We start from the raw sequence: 16,652 nt of genomic DNA on the forward strand, positions 1-16,652 counted from the left end.
ATGACAACGAGCAGCAAACCGAATAGACTAGCCAAGGAAAAATCACCTTATTTGCTACAGCATGCTCACAATCCAGTAAATTGGTTCCCTTGGTCAGATGAGGCTTTTGAAACTGCTAAGCGTAATAACAAGCCTATTTTCCTATCTGTCGGCTATTCCACTTGCCATTGGTGCCATGTAATGGGGAGAGAATCTTTCGAGGATGAAGAAGTAGCTGAGGTATTAAACAGGGATTACGTATCCATTAAGGTGGATCGTGAAGAACGTCCAGATGTGGATCATATCTATATGTCCATCTGCCAGACGATGACGGGGCATGGAGGCTGGCCACTGACGATATTGATGACGCCGGATCAGAAGCCTTTTTTTGCGGGGACGTATTTGCCCAAGGAGCAGAAATTTGGCCGTGTCGGACTGTTGGAGCTGCTGGACAAGGTGGGTACCCGGTGGAAAGAACAGCCCGAAGAGCTGGTGGAGCTGAGTGAGCAGGTGCTTACCGAGCATGAGCGGCAGGACTTGCTTGCAGGTTATCGCGGTGAACTGGATGAACAGAGCTTGAATAAAGCTTTCCATGAATACAGCCACACCTTCGATAAGGAATATGGCGGCTTCGGGGAAGCTCCTAAGTTTCCTTCTCCGCATAACCTGTCTTTTTTGCTGCGATATGCACAGCATACGGGGAATCAAGAGGCACTGGAAATGGCAGAGAAGACGCTGGATGCGATGTCCCGGGGCGGAATCTACGACCATATAGGCATGGGGTTCTCACGATACTCCGTGGACGAGAAATGGTTGGTGCCGCATTTTGAAAAAATGCTGTATGACAATGCTCTGTTGGCCATCGCGTATACAGAGGCTTGGCAGGTGACAGGCAAGGAACTGTACCGACGGATTACAGAACAAATCTTTACATATATCACAAGAGACATGACGGATGCAGGTGGTGCCTTTTATTCGGCGGAAGATGCAGATTCCGAAGGAGAAGAGGGGAGATTCTACGTCTGGGACGATTCCGAGGTAAGGGCTGTATTGGGCGATAAGGATGCCGCCTTTTTCAACGATTTGTATGGAATTACACCTTACGGAAATTTTGAAGGCCACAACATTCCAAACCTGATTGATATCAATCTGGAAGCCTATGGGATCAAGCATGACTTGACTGAGCAGGAACTGGAGCAGCGGGTTAGTGAGCTACGCGCCAAGCTGTTTGCTGCCAGAGAGCAACGTGTTCATCCTCACAAGGATGACAAGATTTTGACCTCGTGGAACGGGTTGATGATTGCTGCTCTGGCGAAGGCGGGACAAGCTTTTGGAGACACGAGATATACAGAGCAAGCTCGGAAGGCTGAGACGTTTTTGTGGAACCATTTGAGACAGGAGAACGGACGGCTGTTGGCACGTTATCGGGACGGAGAAGCAGCTTATCCCGGTTATGTAGATGATTATGCTTTTTATGTGTGGGGCTTGATCGAGTTATACCAGGCGACCTTCGATATAGAGTATCTGCAACGGGCGTTGACGCTCAATCAAAATATGATCGATTTGTTCTGGGATGAGGAACGGGACGGATTATTCTTTTATGGGTCAGATAGTGAGCAGCTAATTGCCAAGCCTAAAGAAATCTATGACGGTGCGATTCCGTCGGGTAACAGCATCGCGGCCTATAATTTTGTGAGGCTTGCGCGGCTAACGGGTGAATCTCAATTAGAGAACTATGCAGCCAAGCAGTTTAAGGCTTTTGGCGGTATGGTTGCTCATTACCCGTCAGGCCACTCCGCGTTGCTCAGCGCGTTGTTGTATGCGACGGGAACGACGAAGGAGATTGTGATTGTAGGTCATAGGGACGATCTGCAGACCGTACAGTTCATTCAGGCAGTTCGAGCTGGGTTCAGGCCGAATACGGTCGTTATTTTGAAGGATGAAGGACAGTCGGAGATTGCAGAGACGGTTTCTTATATCCGTGATTACAATCTTGTGGAAGGCAAACCAGCCGTATATGTGTGTGAGCATTTTACCTGTCAGGCACCTGTTACCAGGCTTGAAGATCTGAAGGTGTTGTTGGATTGAACTGAATAAAGCGATCAAACTTAATCCCCTTGGGGGTAGTAAGCATATGGTGATTATCGAAAATGACCCTATGTTTGCTACATTCAAGGGGATTATTTTCATGTTAAGAGGTAGGTATAGTGAAATGAAACTAATATTTTCTTAACATGTGCTACGCATTTTTTTTAATATTTTTTAGGTATATTATATCAAAGAACCGGTTCCGACCAGCCTTGCTGTTTTCGAAAATAAGTACATATACCTATTTAACTAGCGTGTTTATATCTTTTATGTCCAAGCGTTTTAGCAGCAGATGTGAAAAATGTGAAAGAGAGTCTGTCGGGTGATTGTCATCATCGGCAAGACGAAGAGGTTCACCATAGGTTAGGAAATCTAGGTAATGAAATGGAGATGTTTATTAATGAAGAAGTTATCGGGAAAAAAGTGGCTAGTCGCAAGGATGCTCAGCAAAAATTTTAAAACGAAGCTAATGGTCGCCTTTATTGCCTTTCTGATTTTACCGTCCATGATCGTGGGGGCTTTGTCGTTTGTGAGCGCCAGTCAGCAGATTCGAAACCAGATTGAAGAAAGTGCCGAGCAGGCTATCATCCGCACTAATTTTATTATTGATAGTACTATCGAACCCAAGGTACATGACGCAGAATATTTTGCAGAAAGACTAAAAGGCAATCGGGTAGAGACGGAGGAACAAGCGGCCAAACTGGAAGAATTTTTCAAACAATATGCTGCACTTCATCCTGAAGCAGAATCCATCTCTTATGGTACGAAGGATGGTAAATTTATAACCTATCCACAGAAGCAATTACCGGACAATTATGATCCACGGGTCAGACCTTGGTACGATGAAGCGATAAAAGAGCAAGCAAAGACAGCGATTAGTTCTCCCTATCTTTCGGCAAGCTCGAAGCAAATGACGGTTACGGTGTCCCGGGCAACGTCAGATGGATCGGGTGTTATTGGCATTGACCTGAAAATTAGTGGTATTAAAGAGACGTTGAACAATATTAAAGTAGGTCATGAAGGTTATGCCATATTGCTGGACAGCAACCATACCTACATTGTACATCCGACGAAGGAAGCAGGCACCAAAATTACAGATATTGAATCACGCATGTTTCAGAGCGATACTGGTGAATACGAGTATGAGTATGAAGGCCAGCCCAAATATATGAACTATGCGACTAACAAGCTGACTGGCTGGAAGATAGGCGGAACGCTGTATTTGTCTGAAGTCGATGAAGCAGCAGGACCGATTTTGATCAGCACTTTACTAACCATCGTCGGTTGTCTTGTGATTGGTATTATCATTGTTTATTTCCTGATTCGTTCCATCATCAAACCGATTTTAAAGTTAAAAGAACAAGCGGTAAATGTGAGCGCCGGAGATCTAACACAGGACATTCAAGTAAAGAGCGAGGACGAGATCGGAGAATTAGGAGTGGCTTTTCAAAATATGCAGAATAACCTGCGATCTGTCATTCAGAACGTAGGGAACAGTGCAGATCATGTCGCAATTTCTTCGAATGAACTCACAATAAGCGCGGAACAAACCAGTGCTGCAAGTGAGCAGGTGTCCCAGGCTGTGCAAGAAATTGCCAGTGGTGCAGAGAAGCAGACTACAGGGCTGGAAAATAATTCGGTGGCCCTGGATGAAATTGCACAAGGGATCACCCAAATTGCTGAACGATCGATTTTGGTAGCTGATTTGGCCAAACGATCTGCCTTGCAAGCCGAGGAAGGACGAAAGTCTGTTGAGCAGACAGGCGAGCAAATGAATTCCATTCATCAATCAGTAGAGCGTTCCAACCAGATGATTCAAACCTTGCAAGCCCGCTCTCATGAAATCGGTGAAATTACGAAGGTTATCGGTGATATCTCCAATCAGACAAACCTGCTGGCATTGAATGCAGCTATTGAGGCAGCCAGAGCGGGTGATCATGGAAAAGGCTTTGCCGTCGTTGCTGATGAGGTGCGTAAGCTGGCAGAGCAGTCTCAGACATCCGCCACACAGATTGCCACCTTGATTGCCGAAATTCAGCATGAAACCGAAACAACAGTGAAGACGATGGACAGGGTCACGACTGAGGTGCAGGATGGACTGCAGATTTCCAAAGCAACCATTGTCAAGCTAGGTCATGCGATGGAAGGCATTCGAGAGACAACGCCTCAGGTAGAGGAGGTCGCTGCGATTGCAGAGCAAATATCAGCCAGTGTACAAGAAATTGCAGCGACAGCCAACGAGCTGGCGACGATTGCAACCGGTAATGCCGCCACATCTGAGGAAGTTGCTGCCTCCTCACAAGAGCAACTGGCTTCCATGGAGGAAATATCAGCTTCTGCACAGTTGCTTTCAACCATGGCTGCTGATTTGAAGGTAATGATCAGTCGTTTCAAATATTAAAATGAACTTGAACCCTATGGAATGTATAGTACAATGAATGCTCGGGACAGTTCTTTAAGCCTTATGGCATAAGGAATCTGTCCTGAGTTTTTTTATATTTTCGATATCTCACAAAACATGGAAGATTATAAGGGGGCGAACACTTGGTTCGAGATTTAGTGCTATATGCTATCTTGATATTATTGTTAGTTTTGATTTTTCAGCGGCAGCTTGTTCGTCAGGCGATTACAGGTGTTTTTTATGGAGTGGCAGGAATTCTGTTCTTATATTTTGGCATAAGTGATAAAACACTGCTGACCTGCGTGCTGGAGCTGGGGATGGGTCTAATGTTCATGACGCTGTTTGTGCACGCTTTAACCACCGCTAAGTATTCATATGGACAACGTTTGTTAGACAAAGATCGTGACCTGCTGAATTTACTTCGGGTTCAACCTGGCTTTACCTTTAGGCTGGAGAAAAGTGGTGATGAATTTTATTATAGGCTGCTTGAAGGTGAATTGCTGGAGCGCGTGGGTCTGAATCTACAAGTCAACTACAATAAAAGGGAGCATGTGAAGCGTCTCGGGGACATTTTGGAGCTTTCCTCTGAAACGATGGAGCAGCTAAGTCAATACTACAAACAGGCCTGGTTCGGTGATCGGACCGTATTTGAATTGGAGTTTTGGGAATATTCGGCTCTCATTACCTTACATCCGGTTAGGGAGGACGGGAATACCAGGCATGTTATCGGTCACGTGTTGGATATTACAGAGTATAAAGCCTCTGAGCAGAAGCGAAAGGAGATGGACGAGGCTAACCGTGCGAAAAGCACTTTTTTGGCTCATATGAGTCACGAAATTCGCACCCCGCTGAATGGAATCATCGGTCTGTCAAAGCTGTTAAATAAGACTGAACTGACTGCCGTTCAAAGAGATTACCTCCACAAGCTTCTCGCTTCCTCTCGTACCCTTTCATCCATGCTCAGTAACGTATTGGACTTTTCCAAAATGGAAGCCGGCAGTCTGGAACTGGAAAAGGTAGAATTCGAGCCGGAAAAAATGCTTCGGCATCTCGCAGATACCGTTGGAACTTTACTTGAAGATAAGGAAATAGAGGTCGTATTTATAACGGACCCGGCGTTACCGAAAAGCTTTAAGGGAGACCCGCTTCGAATGGAGCAGGTGCTTTCAAATCTTCTGACCAACGCCATCAAGTTTACGGATCAGGGACATGTATTGTTACAGGTAAAAATGCTAAGTCAGCAGGAAGGGCGAGTAGGCGTTTCTTTTATGGTAGAAGATACGGGCATAGGAATTTCCGAGACGTGTATAGACAAGCTATTCGTCCCTTTTATCCAGGCGAGTACATCAACCAGCCGCAGATATGGGGGCTCTGGGCTGGGTTTGGCCATTAGCAAGCATTTGGCTGAAGCTATGGGCGGGAAAGTAGAGGTGAAAAGTCGATTAGGAGAGTACAGTCAATTTTACTTTAATGTCGAGCTGGAAAATGGGGAATTGAATGCAGGAAGCACACGAATAGAAAAACAAATCAAAGGCAAAGCCTTAATTGTTGCGCAGCATGAACTGGTGAGATACAGCTTGAACGAACTACTGCAAGACTTGGGATTAAAAACATTCACTAATTCATCCTTCCAAGAAAGTGTGGACGCTTTTCAAAAGGGTGAGCATTTTGATTATGTTATCATCGATATGGGGATGGAAGGTTTGAGAGAACTGGACTCCCGGAGGCAGTGGCTTCAAATGCTGGATAGGCAGATAACTCAGATTATTGGACTTACAACCGTGTTTCAGATGGAAACAATAGCTGCAGGGGACATGAATCATAGTGTGGATGCCTTTTTGTCCAAGCCCGTTACCCGAAACGCTCTGCTGGAGGTTCTCTGCTGGAAGAAGGAACAGTCAGTGCCAGCAGATGGTAATACTCTGGAGACTCATGCGACGATGAGTTCCCACAATGAGATAGGGGATACAACACAGAAGTATCAAATTCTCATAGCAGAGGATAACGAAATTAACCAGGTGGTGATTACCGAGTTTTTAGCAGAGCGTAACTTTGAGGTAACGATGGTCACGAACGGAAGAGAACTAATAGCGTTACTGGAACTGCGTTACTGGGATATGGTGCTGCTTGATTTGCATATGCCAGAGATGGATGGTTTTGAGACGGCGAGGCATATTCGGAGAAACAAAGCTTTTAACAGGCTTCCCATTATCGCTTTTACCGCTGATGCTGTGCAGCATGAACAGGAAGTTTGTCTTCGTGCTGGTATTAATGCCGTGTTGTTCAAGCCTGTCCATGAACTGACCGCTGCTAGAGTATTAACTAGCTGGATTAATTTAGCGTGGCTGCAAGATTTACATGGTATTCACGCTGAGCAGTCGATAGCAGGCATGGATGGCAAGGTGTATATTTTTCAATTTGCCCTTTATAAATGGATACAGGAATACCAGTATCTCGATAAAAGAGTTGTGAGAAAAATGGACAATGGGCAGTTATCTTCTGCTCTTCGATTAATCCACTCACTTAAGGGAGGAACGGGGAACCTGTGCGCGCCTGAGTTGCTGGCAAAGGTAATAGAGCTGGAAAAGGCATTGAAGCGCAGCAATGAAACCTCAACAGGAGCACTGTATCCAGACTGGAAAAAGCATCTGAGCACGGTTCAGAAGGATATTAACCAAATCAAGTCATCACTTCCCTGGAGCTGACCGTGTTATTGCATAAATTTGTAGCCGATTCCCCAGATGGTCTTGATTAATTGCGGTTTCTTAGGGTCTTTTTCGATTTTTCTGCGTAAATGGTTAATATGTACGTCCACAGCCCTTTCATTAATAAAGGAGTCTGTGCCACGGAGAGCCTGAATCAAAGCATACCTGCTGAATACAATTCCCCGGTTCAAATAAAAAAGCTTCATGAGCTCAAATTCTGAATATGTTGTCTCCACATTCTGTCCGTTAACGGTAATCATTCTTCTCGCTAGATCCAAAGTAATGCCGGTTTCAGGTTCAGGTGCTCTGCCTCTTCCTTGCAAGCGCGTGATTTCAATACGACGGAAAAGAGCCTCCATCCGTGCTTTTAGCTCTTGCATACTAAAAGGCTTGCAAATATAATCATCTGCTCCCAACGTAAGTGTACGAATACGCTCTGATATGTTGTTTTCTGTAGAAATCACGATGATGGGCACGTCCGTATGCTTGCGTATGAGTGGGCAGGGATTTACCCCATCCAAATCTGGAAGCAGCAGATCCAGCAAAATAATATCGGGCTGTACGATCTCAAGCCGGGCAATACCCTCAGACGCTTGTTCCACTCGAGTAACGTTGTAGTCTTCTCCTGTTAAATACAAGGAAAGGGTCTCTCCCAACATATTGTCATCTTCAATAATTAAAACATTAGACATGATCATATTTCCTTATCTTTCTATCAAATTCGAGCCAAATAGTTAGGATAACTGCAATGTTTACAACAAGTTTTTGGCAGGTCCTGTTGATAGAGTAAACTCCTTTGGACAGTCTGTCAAAAGATCAGGTTTGTTGTGACAATCCTGTGGACAATTAGTCCAGATGTATATCTATTTGATATGGAAATGTACTATTTTTGAGATTTATTACTATAATACGACATTTTTCGTTTTCTTTTAACAATATACTACAAGCCATTGATGATAAATTACAAAAATTTAACAAAACACATCAGAAACATGCATTGACTTAAATGAAAATTATGGTATTTTATTACATAGGAGTTGACATCCTCTGATAGGCCTCTTAGAAAAACCCACTATTTAATCTTCTACTAACATACTCTCATGTGCTATCTCTGTATTTAATTTTCGTACTTTAATTGTTCTTGTGATCATACTTATGATTCTTTGGTGTGGATATCCCAGTGTGAATTCAGACTGTCTACTCATTTAGATTACATATTTACATTTTTTTTGCTTTCCATGCTTGTATTTTTTAAAATCAGGTCAGCGGGAGGACGAGAGATCATGAACACATTCGAAGCGCTGGAGTCCAATGTAAGATCCTATTGCAGAAGTTTTCCAGTTGTTTTCAACAAAGCTAAAAACGATGTACTGTACACGGAGGCAGGCAAGGGTTATATTGACTTTTTTGCTGGGGCAGGGGCTTTGAACTATGGGCATAATAATGATTTTATGAAAAACCGGATATTGGATTATTTAAGTTCCGATCGGATTATGCATGGTCTGGATATGTACACGACAGCTAAGCAAGAGTTTATTGAGTCTTTTTCAGAGCGTATTCTCCAGCCCAAGGGCTTGAATTATAAGCTGCAATTTTGCGGACCGACCGGAACCAATGCGGTGGAAGCAGCACTGAAACTTGCACGCAAGGTGAAAAACAGAAATGGTATTTTCGCTTTTATGGGCGCGTTCCACGGAATGTCGCTGGGTAGTTTATCTATTACCAGCAACAACTCCATGCGAGAGAGCGCAGGGGTTCCCCTGAACAATGTTACCTTCATACCTTATAACAGCACATTTAACGGAATGGATACCATTTTGTATATGGAGCAGCTTTTAACAGACACCCACTCGGGTGTGGAAAAGCCTGCCGCGATCATTTTGGAAACGGTACAGGCTGAAGGCGGTATTCATATTGCAGATACCGAATGGCTGCGTGATTTGCGACAGCTGTGCGATGACCATGATATTTTGCTCATTGTTGACGATATTCAAGTCGGTTGCGGTCGAGTTGGTTCGTTCTTCTCATTCGAGCGGGCGGGAATTGTTCCTGATATGGTTGTTTTGTCCAAATCGATCAGTGGATACGGTTTGCCAATGTCTCTGTTGCTACTCAAGCCAGAATTGGATATATGGAGTCCAGGTGAGCATAACGGCACCTTCCGTGGAAATCAGCTTGCTTTTGTCGGGGCAAAGGCTGCGCTGGAGTTCAGAGATACGGTAGAGCTGGAAGCACAAGTGAAGGAAAAAGAGGCTTTTGTTCAGCAGTTCTTGCGTGAACATATCCAATCGATAGATCCTCTAATTGAAATTCGCGGCATGGGACTAATCTGGGGAATTGATGTATCCCATCTGGGAGAAGCGTTCGCCAAGGAGGTAGCGACTCTCTGCTTTAGTAGGGGACTCATTATTGAACGTGCTGGGCGTAACGATACGGTAATTAAAATCATGCCAGCGTTAACGATAAGCTTGGAAAACTTGCGTAAGGGCTGCGACATTATTAAAGAAAGTATGGCACAGGTAACCAGTACGTTGGTTACGATGTAAATCGATCAGTAAAGCCCCTTGGCTGGAGCTGCCGTCTGCTGTAAAGCAGGTATGGCAGGCGCCGTCCAAGGGGCTTTCTAGTAAAAAATTAAGAAATAACCGTTTGCGCGTATTTTTGTGCGGATTGCTCTAGTTGCTCATCGGTCAAAACTGCAGCACCATATTGTACGAAATAAGGGAGCAATTTGACACCAATCATATGGCCTGTAGCTTCCAGAGGTCTCAACAGCTCTTCGATCGTATACCTGTTCCGTCCGTCATGTTGGTAATTTTCCTCAACGCTGGCAGCAGACAAGGCGATCAACAACTCTTTGCCCTGTAGCTTGCCACCTTCGCTTCCATAAGCCCAGCCGTAGGTTAGAACCTTATCCAGCCATTTTTTCAGTAGGGAAGGAGTGCTGTACCAGTAAAAAGGGAATTGCAGAACGATACGGTCATGCTGCTCTAGCAGTTCCTGCTCCTGGGCGACATTGATTTGCTCATCAGGATATACTTCATACAGGTTGTGAACGGTCACGCCGGATTGTTTCTTGAGTTCTTGCACCCATCTTTTGTTAATGCGAGATTCCGCAAGATCAGGGTGAACGACAATAACGAGGGTTGACATTTAAAAAACCATCTCCTTCGAACTTATTTATTGTTAGTAAATAACCAATACATATGTAACTATTTTAGTTTCAACTTATGGAATTGTCAACTCTATTACATTTTAAGTTCTATATTCAAAAGACTCCGGCAAGCTCATGCCGGAGTCTCATCAAATGAAGTGTTTTTACATTAAGCGATATGATTAAGAGCAACAATTTTGTTTTTCCCGGAGCGCTTAGCTTGATACAGATAGTCATCTGCTTGCTGAAAAAATACATCTTTATCTTTGTTCATTTCCTCTGTATAGCTTTTCAGTCCAATGCTTACGGTTACAGAAACGAGTTGCAATTTCTCCTGAAAGGTCATTTTCTCCACTTCACGACGGATGTTTTCGACGATCTGATAAGCTTCTTCGAAAGTATGCTCGAACATCAAAATAGCAAATTCCTCACCGCCATAGCGAGCCGGAATGTCATTTGCGGTAATCTGTTCTGTAATGATTTGCGAGATGCCTTCCAAAATTTTATCTCCGAACTGGTGTCCGTAAGTATCATTGATCTTCTTGAAATTATCAATATCCACTAACGCCAGATGGATGATCGCGCCTTGTTCGGCATATTCGAGTGCTTTTTCATAAAAGTTTTGAAAGGACAAATGATTGTACAGCTTTGTCAAACCATCAGTCATTGACATTTTGCTGATAATCGCGTTACTGATCATTAATTCCTGTTGCGCGCGCTTTGTTTTATACAAATCCACTAACAAATCGCGGCCGCTGGCCTGAATAATGAGAGCAATAAAGGTGGACATAATCAAAAAGGTTGGAATCGCCACGATATCAAAGTCTGACAAATAGGTACGAAATGATGCATCCACTGCCAGCAACAGAAAAAAGACGACTACTTGTAATACAAAGGAAAGCCATATTAAGCGGCGATTGAAGAACAGGATAGAAGAGAAAATAGGCAACAAGCACAACGCTGTAATAATCCGGATATCATAGTTTAGGCGAATAATCATCCAGCAAATGACGGTACTTGCCATAAACAGGATCACAAAAGAATACCTGTTAAATTTAAAATGAGCCAACTCTGCCAGTAAGTTGGAACCACTCATGATTAGCGTGGGAACAATAAGGGTTCCGACGTAAAATTCATAAGGCGAAGCGTGGTAATCAAGAAATAAGTAGCTGCCCAGCTGGACGATAAAATGTACAGCTATAATCATCCAATACAGTAATAACATTTTGCGTACCCAGCGGGCTTGCTTTGTTTTGTAATCCATGGTTTGAGTAAGCCGTTTTGTCTTGTTCATGATGTCACCACACTTAATGTATCTTTAGCCATTCTCGTATTATAAGATACTATGTGATGAAGTTGAAGCTAATTTTTTTGAAGGCCATGAACTTGTTAGCCTAGCAACACTTTTACTTGGTGGATAGCCCCGTCCCCTGCAACCGGCAGAATATTATTCGTAAGGACGGTGCCATCTAAGGTAACTGTGACTACACCCTTGGAGACATGCTGTGGATTCGTGATATGAATCACGTAGGTATCACCGCGGAAGACACGGGTGACTGTGAATTCGTCCCAGGCTGTAGGAATGCACGGATCAATACGCAGACCATCCCATTCGGGCTGAATACCGAGAATGGATTGAGTAATAGCTATAAAGTTCCATGCCGCTGTACCCGTCAGCCAGGAATTTTTGGCTTCGCCTGCATGAACAGCATCCTTGCCCGCAATCATTTGAGCGTACACATACGGCTCAGTGCGGTGAATGTCGCTGATGTCCTCCAGATAGGCAGGCGCGATTTTGCTATACAGCTCGAAAGCGCGATCCCCACGTCCTATTCCGGCTTCCGCCATCATAATCCACGGGTTATTGTGACAGAAAATACCGGCATTTTCCTTATAACCGGGAGGGTAAGATGAGATTTCGCCCAGATTGATGTAGTAGCGAGAATACGGTGGATTTTGCAGCACAATGCCGTAGGGAGTTTCTAACCGATCACGTGTAGAATCGAGAGCTTTTTGAGCTAGACCTTCTTCAACACCAATTCCTGCCATGACACAGAAGCCTTGAGGTTCAATGAAAATTTGGCCTTCCTCACAATCCTTGCTCCCTATTTTGTCTCCATAATGGTCATAAGCACGTAAGAACCATTCCCCGTCAAAACCATGCTCCAATGTGGCTGTTCGCATACGATCCACATATGCCTGAGCGGTTGCTGCTTCTTCATCCAGTCCTCTGCGCTTGCAAAGCTCAATAAAATCCGGTCCCGTATATACAAATAGTCCGGCGATGAACACGGATTCGGCTATTCGACCCTCCAGATTCTGAGTTGTCTGATAGGACTCATCTGGTGTAGCAGAAAAACAGTTGAGATTCAGACAGTCGTTCCAGTCAGCCCGGCCAATGAGTGGAAGACCATGCGGGCCCAGATTACCCACAACGTGGTAAAAAGAACGCTTCAAATGTTCAAACAGCGTAGCCGTACGCTCTACATTTCCGTCAAAGGGCACTTGTTCATCCAGTATGCCAAAGTCTCCCGTTTCTTTGATGTACGCTGCGGTACCGACAATAAGCCACAACGGATCGTCGTTAAAGCCACCGCCAACCTCGTGATTTCCTTTTTTGGTTAACGGTTGGTACTGATGATAAGCTCCGCCGTTTTCAAATTGAGTAGAGGCGATGTCGATAATCCGTTCTCTTGCCCGCTCCGGTATTTGGTGGACGAAGCCGAGCAAGTCCTGATTCGAATCCCGGAAGCCCATTCCACGCCCGATACCAGATTCAAAATACGAGGCGGAACGCGACATATTGAACGTAACCATACACTGATAAGGGTTCCATATGTTTACCATTCGGTTCAGCTTGTCGTCGTGGCTTTGAAGGGTATACTTGGACAGCAGATTATTCCAATAGGTCCGCAGCTCACTCAACGCTCGTTCTACATCAGCTTCATCCGCAAACTGCTTAATCATGGCATGTGCTTGTTTTTTATTAATAACACCGGGCGACTCCCATTTTTCTTCCTCGGGATTTTCCACATAACCGAGTATAAAGTTACAGCTTGTTTCTTCGCCTGGCTCCAGCGTTACCTCAATGCAATGTGATCCGACAGGGGACCATCCGCTGGCAATAGAGTTCGAGGCTTGCCCAGCGGCGACCGTTTGAGGCTGATCTAATCCGTTGTAGAGCCCCAGAAAAGCTTCACGGTCTGTATCATAACCCGCTAGCGGACGATTAGCAGAGAAAAAAGCATAGTGATTGCGACGTTCACGGTATTCCGTTTTGTGATAAATGACAGAGTCTTGTATTTCAACCTCGCCGGTGTTCAAGTTGCGCTGATAATTGGTCATATCGTCATAGGCGTTCCACAGACAAAATTCCACGAATGAAAAGAGTTTGATCTTTTTGGTTTGTAACGATGTGTTCTGAAGCTTTACCTGATGGACCTCGCCGTCAAAGGAAAGGGGCACAAAAGCCAGCTGGGTGGCCCGAATACCGCTGCGTTCTCCCATAATTGAGGTATAGCCAAGTCCATGGCGACATTCATACTGCTCCAGCTCCCGTTTGACTGGCATCCAACCTGGAGTCCAATAATCCCCATCATCATAAATATAAAAATATCGACCACCGTTATCGACAGGAATATTGTTGTACCGGTAACGTGTTAAGCGACGTAAGCGAGCATCCCGGTAAAATGCATAGCCGCCACTTGTATTGGAGATTAGTCCAAAAAATCGTTCATTACCTAAATAATTAATCCAGGGATAAGGGGTTTGAGGGGTGTGGATGATATATTCTTGATTGACATCATCGAAAAAACCGTACTTCATGGCGCAGAACTCCTTTCGATTTGAAAAAATAAAAGACCCAACACATGATTATATTCAAACATAAAGCCGTTCTTTCTTTAGAAAGACATTTCCTGCCTTATATAAAATGTGCTTGATTTTCTCAACCTATCTTCTGGAATTTGCAAAATATTTGAAATGGGTAAATATACCTTTTTATGCTAAAATGAAAAAGTTAGAACTTAGCAAGGCAGGAGGTTGCAAGAATGGCACCTATCACATTATTTTTCATCCCGTATGCAGGCGGATCGGCGTCGGTCAGCTTCAAATGGAAAAAGTTGCTGCTTCCGCAGATCAAGCTTGTTCCACTGGAATTAGCGGGCAGAGGTATTCGTTCTGGGGAACCGCTAAAGGAAAGCATTGAGGAGATGAGCGAGGATCTGTTGCACAAGATCAGCGAAGAGATAGCCCCCGGCGATCCTTATGCCATATACGGCCACAGTATGGGGACGATGATCTCATTCGAGCTGTACTACAAGCTGGTGGACGGTGGATATGGCAAGCCTGCTCATCTGTTCGTTTCGGGTGGACGGGCACCGCATGTCCCAAGAAATTCCCCGTGGTTACACGATCTGCCCGCAGATCAGTTCAGGACGCATTTGCAGCGGTACGGTCAGCTTTCGGAAGCGATTTTTGACAATCGGGAATTATACGACTATTTTATGCCGGTGTTAAGAGCGGATTTCAAAGCTGTCGAGTTGTATAGGTACATGGCTAAAGCCGCACCTTTACATTGTCCTATCACCGCTTTGACAGGAATGACCGATAACACGGTGACCTTACAAGATGCGGAGGCATGGGCACACCATACGGATCAGCAATTTCGTATGTTTACCTTTGAGGGAGGACACTTTTTTATTCATGATGAAGTGGAACGGATTACGCACATCATCAATGAGACCTTGGAGCAGAGTACGGTAACAAGTAGCATACAACAATAAAAATAAGAGGTGATTTTTAGTGACAGTAGGTGTATTGGCACATTTGTTTGGCAAGTTGCCTTATCGTGAATTGGCTGCAAAGGTAGGCGCAGCGGGCTTTACTCATGTTCAGCTGGCTCCGTGGAGAGCGATCAGTGATGTGGATTTTAATAAACCGGGTAAGTTCAATCCGGGATTGGCACTGTCTATCGCAGAAGAATTTCGTAAGCATGGTGTATCCATATCGGTGCTCGGGTGCTATTTACATTTTTTTATACAGGATGAGGAATTGCTGCGTGAAAATGTAGAGCGCTTCAAAGAGCTGATACGATATGCGGGTCTGTTAGGAGCACCAATGGTTGCAGCCGAAGTCGGACGTAATGAGGATGGTACCGCCTATACGGAACGTGACTGGAGAGTTGTAAGGGAAGTAGTGCGTGAATTAGCAGATGAAGCGGAGAAGTGGGGCGTATTCGTAGGATTGGAAGCTGCAAACGATCACTTGGTCGGAACTGCCGTAGAGTTGGCTGCCTTTCTGGAGGAAGTACCTTCTTCACACATCGGTGTTGTGATTGATCCTGGTAATCTGCTGAAAACGGAAAATCTGGCGCAGCAGGATGAGATCATCCGCGAAGCTTTCCAACTGCTGGGCCCTCGGATTATCGCAGCACATGCCAAAGACCGGCGGTTGTCATCGTCAGGTGAAATTGAGACGGTGCCGCCAGGTTTTGGTGACATGAACTATGCCCTCTACATGGAACTGCTGGAGCAGTACAAGCCGGGGGTTCATATTATTATGGAAGCTGCTCAGGAGCATGAGATGGCAGAATCCAGACGTTATATCGAAGGTCATCGGATAGCCGCTCAGAAGGCGCAACAAGTGCAGACGAAATAATGTATTCTTTCATATACTCAGGAATGCTACGTCAATAATTCGAGAGACTTGGAAGCGCCTCCTTTTCCAAGTCTCTGTTCCTTTATCCTTGTTTAACCTTGCACAACCGCCACGATCACAATGACCCAGCTTGCCAAAAAAGCCAACCCGCCAATGGGGGTGATTGCCCCAAGCTTTTTCACACCGGATATACTAAGGGCATACAGACTGCCGGAGAACAGGAGAATACCCACCAGCATAACCCAGCCTGCGGTAACGATGAGAGAAGAATGGACAAGGCTGTCAGCAAGAACTCCAAGCAGCAGCAAACCCAGTCCGTGAGCGATTTGATATTGAATTCCTGTCTGGAATATGCTCATCATGTCTACGGAAAGTCTCTTTTTCAATGCGTGTGCGCCGAACGCTCCCAGAGCTACGGCTAAAAACATCACGATACAACCAAGCAATAGCAAAATTTTCATGTTTTAACGCCTCCCTGTGAAATAGTACCGATTCCAATCGATTTCGTCAATTTTCCTTGTGAATCTCTAAACTTATAGAATTTTTCGACTCTCATTTGGCGCCTAGTGTGGTATATTTTTTCCAGGGCCAATGCGAAGCATTTGGAGCAATAGACAGCGTGTCCTCCACCTTTTTTATGGGAAAGTGAGGTGATGATGCTGTCTTT

The 16,652-nt window shown here is 44.8% G+C and carries 11 protein-coding genes; 6 read left to right on the top strand and 5 right to left on the bottom strand.

Annotated elements, in window-relative coordinates:
* The 3 genes from NSQ58_RS25630 (at position 1) to NSQ58_RS25640 (ending at position 7,173) form a co-directional block, all read left to right on the top strand.
* Entirely contained in the window at positions 1-2,067 is a 2,067-nt protein-coding gene (locus NSQ58_RS25630; RefSeq protein ID WP_071558773.1) for a thioredoxin domain-containing protein, read from the top strand.
* A 400-nt stretch (positions 2,068-2,467) separates the two neighbouring features.
* Positions 2,468-4,468, top strand: coding sequence for a methyl-accepting chemotaxis protein (locus tag NSQ58_RS25635; RefSeq protein ID WP_023988532.1), 2,001 nt, complete (start codon positions 2,468-2,470; stop codon positions 4,466-4,468).
* A 143-nt stretch (positions 4,469-4,611) separates the two neighbouring features.
* Entirely contained in the window at positions 4,612-7,173 is a 2,562-nt protein-coding gene (locus tag NSQ58_RS25640; RefSeq protein WP_023988533.1) for a hybrid sensor histidine kinase/response regulator, read from the top strand.
* 5 nt (positions 7,174-7,178) lie between these two features.
* Here NSQ58_RS25640 and NSQ58_RS25645 read toward each other — a convergent pair whose 3' ends face one another.
* Positions 7,179-7,865, bottom strand: a complete 687-nt coding sequence (locus tag NSQ58_RS25645; RefSeq protein ID WP_023988534.1) for a response regulator transcription factor — start codon at positions 7,863-7,865, stop codon at positions 7,179-7,181.
* Between the two features lie 591 nt (positions 7,866-8,456).
* On the opposite strand from NSQ58_RS25645, the gene ectB reads away from it, so the two are divergent.
* Positions 8,457-9,719 (top strand): diaminobutyrate--2-oxoglutarate transaminase, encoded by a 1,263-nt coding sequence (ectB, locus tag NSQ58_RS25650; protein WP_023988535.1) that lies wholly within the window; start codon positions 8,457-8,459, stop codon positions 9,717-9,719.
* 88 nt (positions 9,720-9,807) lie between these two features.
* Here ectB and NSQ58_RS25655 read toward each other — a convergent pair whose 3' ends face one another.
* The 3 genes from NSQ58_RS25655 to NSQ58_RS25665 form a co-directional block, all read right to left on the bottom strand.
* Complete coding sequence (locus NSQ58_RS25655) at positions 9,808-10,326, bottom strand: NAD(P)H-dependent oxidoreductase (RefSeq protein WP_028541334.1); 519 nt, start codon at positions 10,324-10,326, stop codon at positions 9,808-9,810.
* A 170-nt stretch (positions 10,327-10,496) separates the two neighbouring features.
* Positions 10,497-11,621, bottom strand: coding sequence for a GGDEF domain-containing protein (locus tag NSQ58_RS25660; RefSeq protein ID WP_028541333.1), 1,125 nt, complete (start codon positions 11,619-11,621; stop codon positions 10,497-10,499).
* Positions 11,622-11,716: 95 nt separating this feature from the next.
* Positions 11,717-14,152, bottom strand: a complete 2,436-nt coding sequence (locus tag NSQ58_RS25665) for a GH36-type glycosyl hydrolase domain-containing protein (protein WP_076265422.1) — start codon at positions 14,150-14,152, stop codon at positions 11,717-11,719.
* Positions 14,153-14,376: 224 nt separating this feature from the next.
* Between NSQ58_RS25665 and NSQ58_RS25670 the strand changes: the two genes are divergently transcribed.
* Both NSQ58_RS25670 and NSQ58_RS25675 read left to right on the top strand, forming a co-directional pair.
* On the top strand, positions 14,377-15,111 hold the full coding sequence (locus tag NSQ58_RS25670; RefSeq protein WP_071558772.1) for a thioesterase II family protein: 735 nt from the start codon (positions 14,377-14,379) through the stop codon (positions 15,109-15,111).
* A gap of 19 nt (positions 15,112-15,130) precedes the next feature.
* The gene (locus NSQ58_RS25675) at positions 15,131-15,985 is read left to right on the top strand and encodes a sugar phosphate isomerase/epimerase family protein (protein ID WP_068939447.1); all 855 of its coding nucleotides are present in this window, start codon (positions 15,131-15,133) and stop codon (positions 15,983-15,985) included.
* Between the two features lie 92 nt (positions 15,986-16,077).
* On the opposite strand, the gene NSQ58_RS25680 is transcribed toward NSQ58_RS25675, so the two are convergent.
* Positions 16,078-16,446 (bottom strand): DUF423 domain-containing protein, encoded by a 369-nt coding sequence (locus NSQ58_RS25680; protein ID WP_013310289.1) that lies wholly within the window; start codon positions 16,444-16,446, stop codon positions 16,078-16,080.
* Positions 16,447-16,652: the final 206 nt, after the last annotated feature.

The sequence above is a fragment of the Paenibacillus sp. FSL M7-0134 genome (genome assembly GCF_038007865.1).
GTDB lineage: Bacteria > Bacillota > Bacilli > Paenibacillales > Paenibacillaceae > Paenibacillus > Paenibacillus polymyxa_B.

Excerpts from the sequence above, each read along its gene's own strand:
- NSQ58_RS25630 (WP_071558773.1), top strand. The coding sequence starts at position 1 with ATGACAACGAGCAGCAAACCGAATAGACTAGCCAAGGAAAAATCACCT.
- NSQ58_RS25635 (WP_023988532.1), top strand. The coding sequence starts at position 2,468 with ATGAAGAAGTTATCGGGAAAAAAGTGGCTAGTCGCAAGGATGCTCAGC.
- NSQ58_RS25645 (WP_023988534.1), bottom strand. The coding sequence starts at position 7,865 with ATGTCTAATGTTTTAATTATTGAAGATGACAATATGTTGGGAGAGACC.
- ectB (WP_023988535.1), top strand. The coding sequence starts at position 8,457 with ATGAACACATTCGAAGCGCTGGAGTCCAATGTAAGATCCTATTGCAGA.
- NSQ58_RS25655 (WP_028541334.1), bottom strand. The coding sequence starts at position 10,326 with ATGTCAACCCTCGTTATTGTCGTTCACCCTGATCTTGCGGAATCTCGC.
- NSQ58_RS25660 (WP_028541333.1), bottom strand. The coding sequence starts at position 11,621 with ATGAACAAGACAAAACGGCTTACTCAAACCATGGATTACAAAACAAAG.
- NSQ58_RS25665 (WP_076265422.1), bottom strand. The coding sequence starts at position 14,152 with ATGAAGTACGGTTTTTTCGATGATGTCAATCAAGAATATATCATCCAC.
- NSQ58_RS25670 (WP_071558772.1), top strand. The coding sequence starts at position 14,377 with ATGGCACCTATCACATTATTTTTCATCCCGTATGCAGGCGGATCGGCG.
- NSQ58_RS25680 (WP_013310289.1), bottom strand. The coding sequence starts at position 16,446 with ATGAAAATTTTGCTATTGCTTGGTTGTATCGTGATGTTTTTAGCCGTA.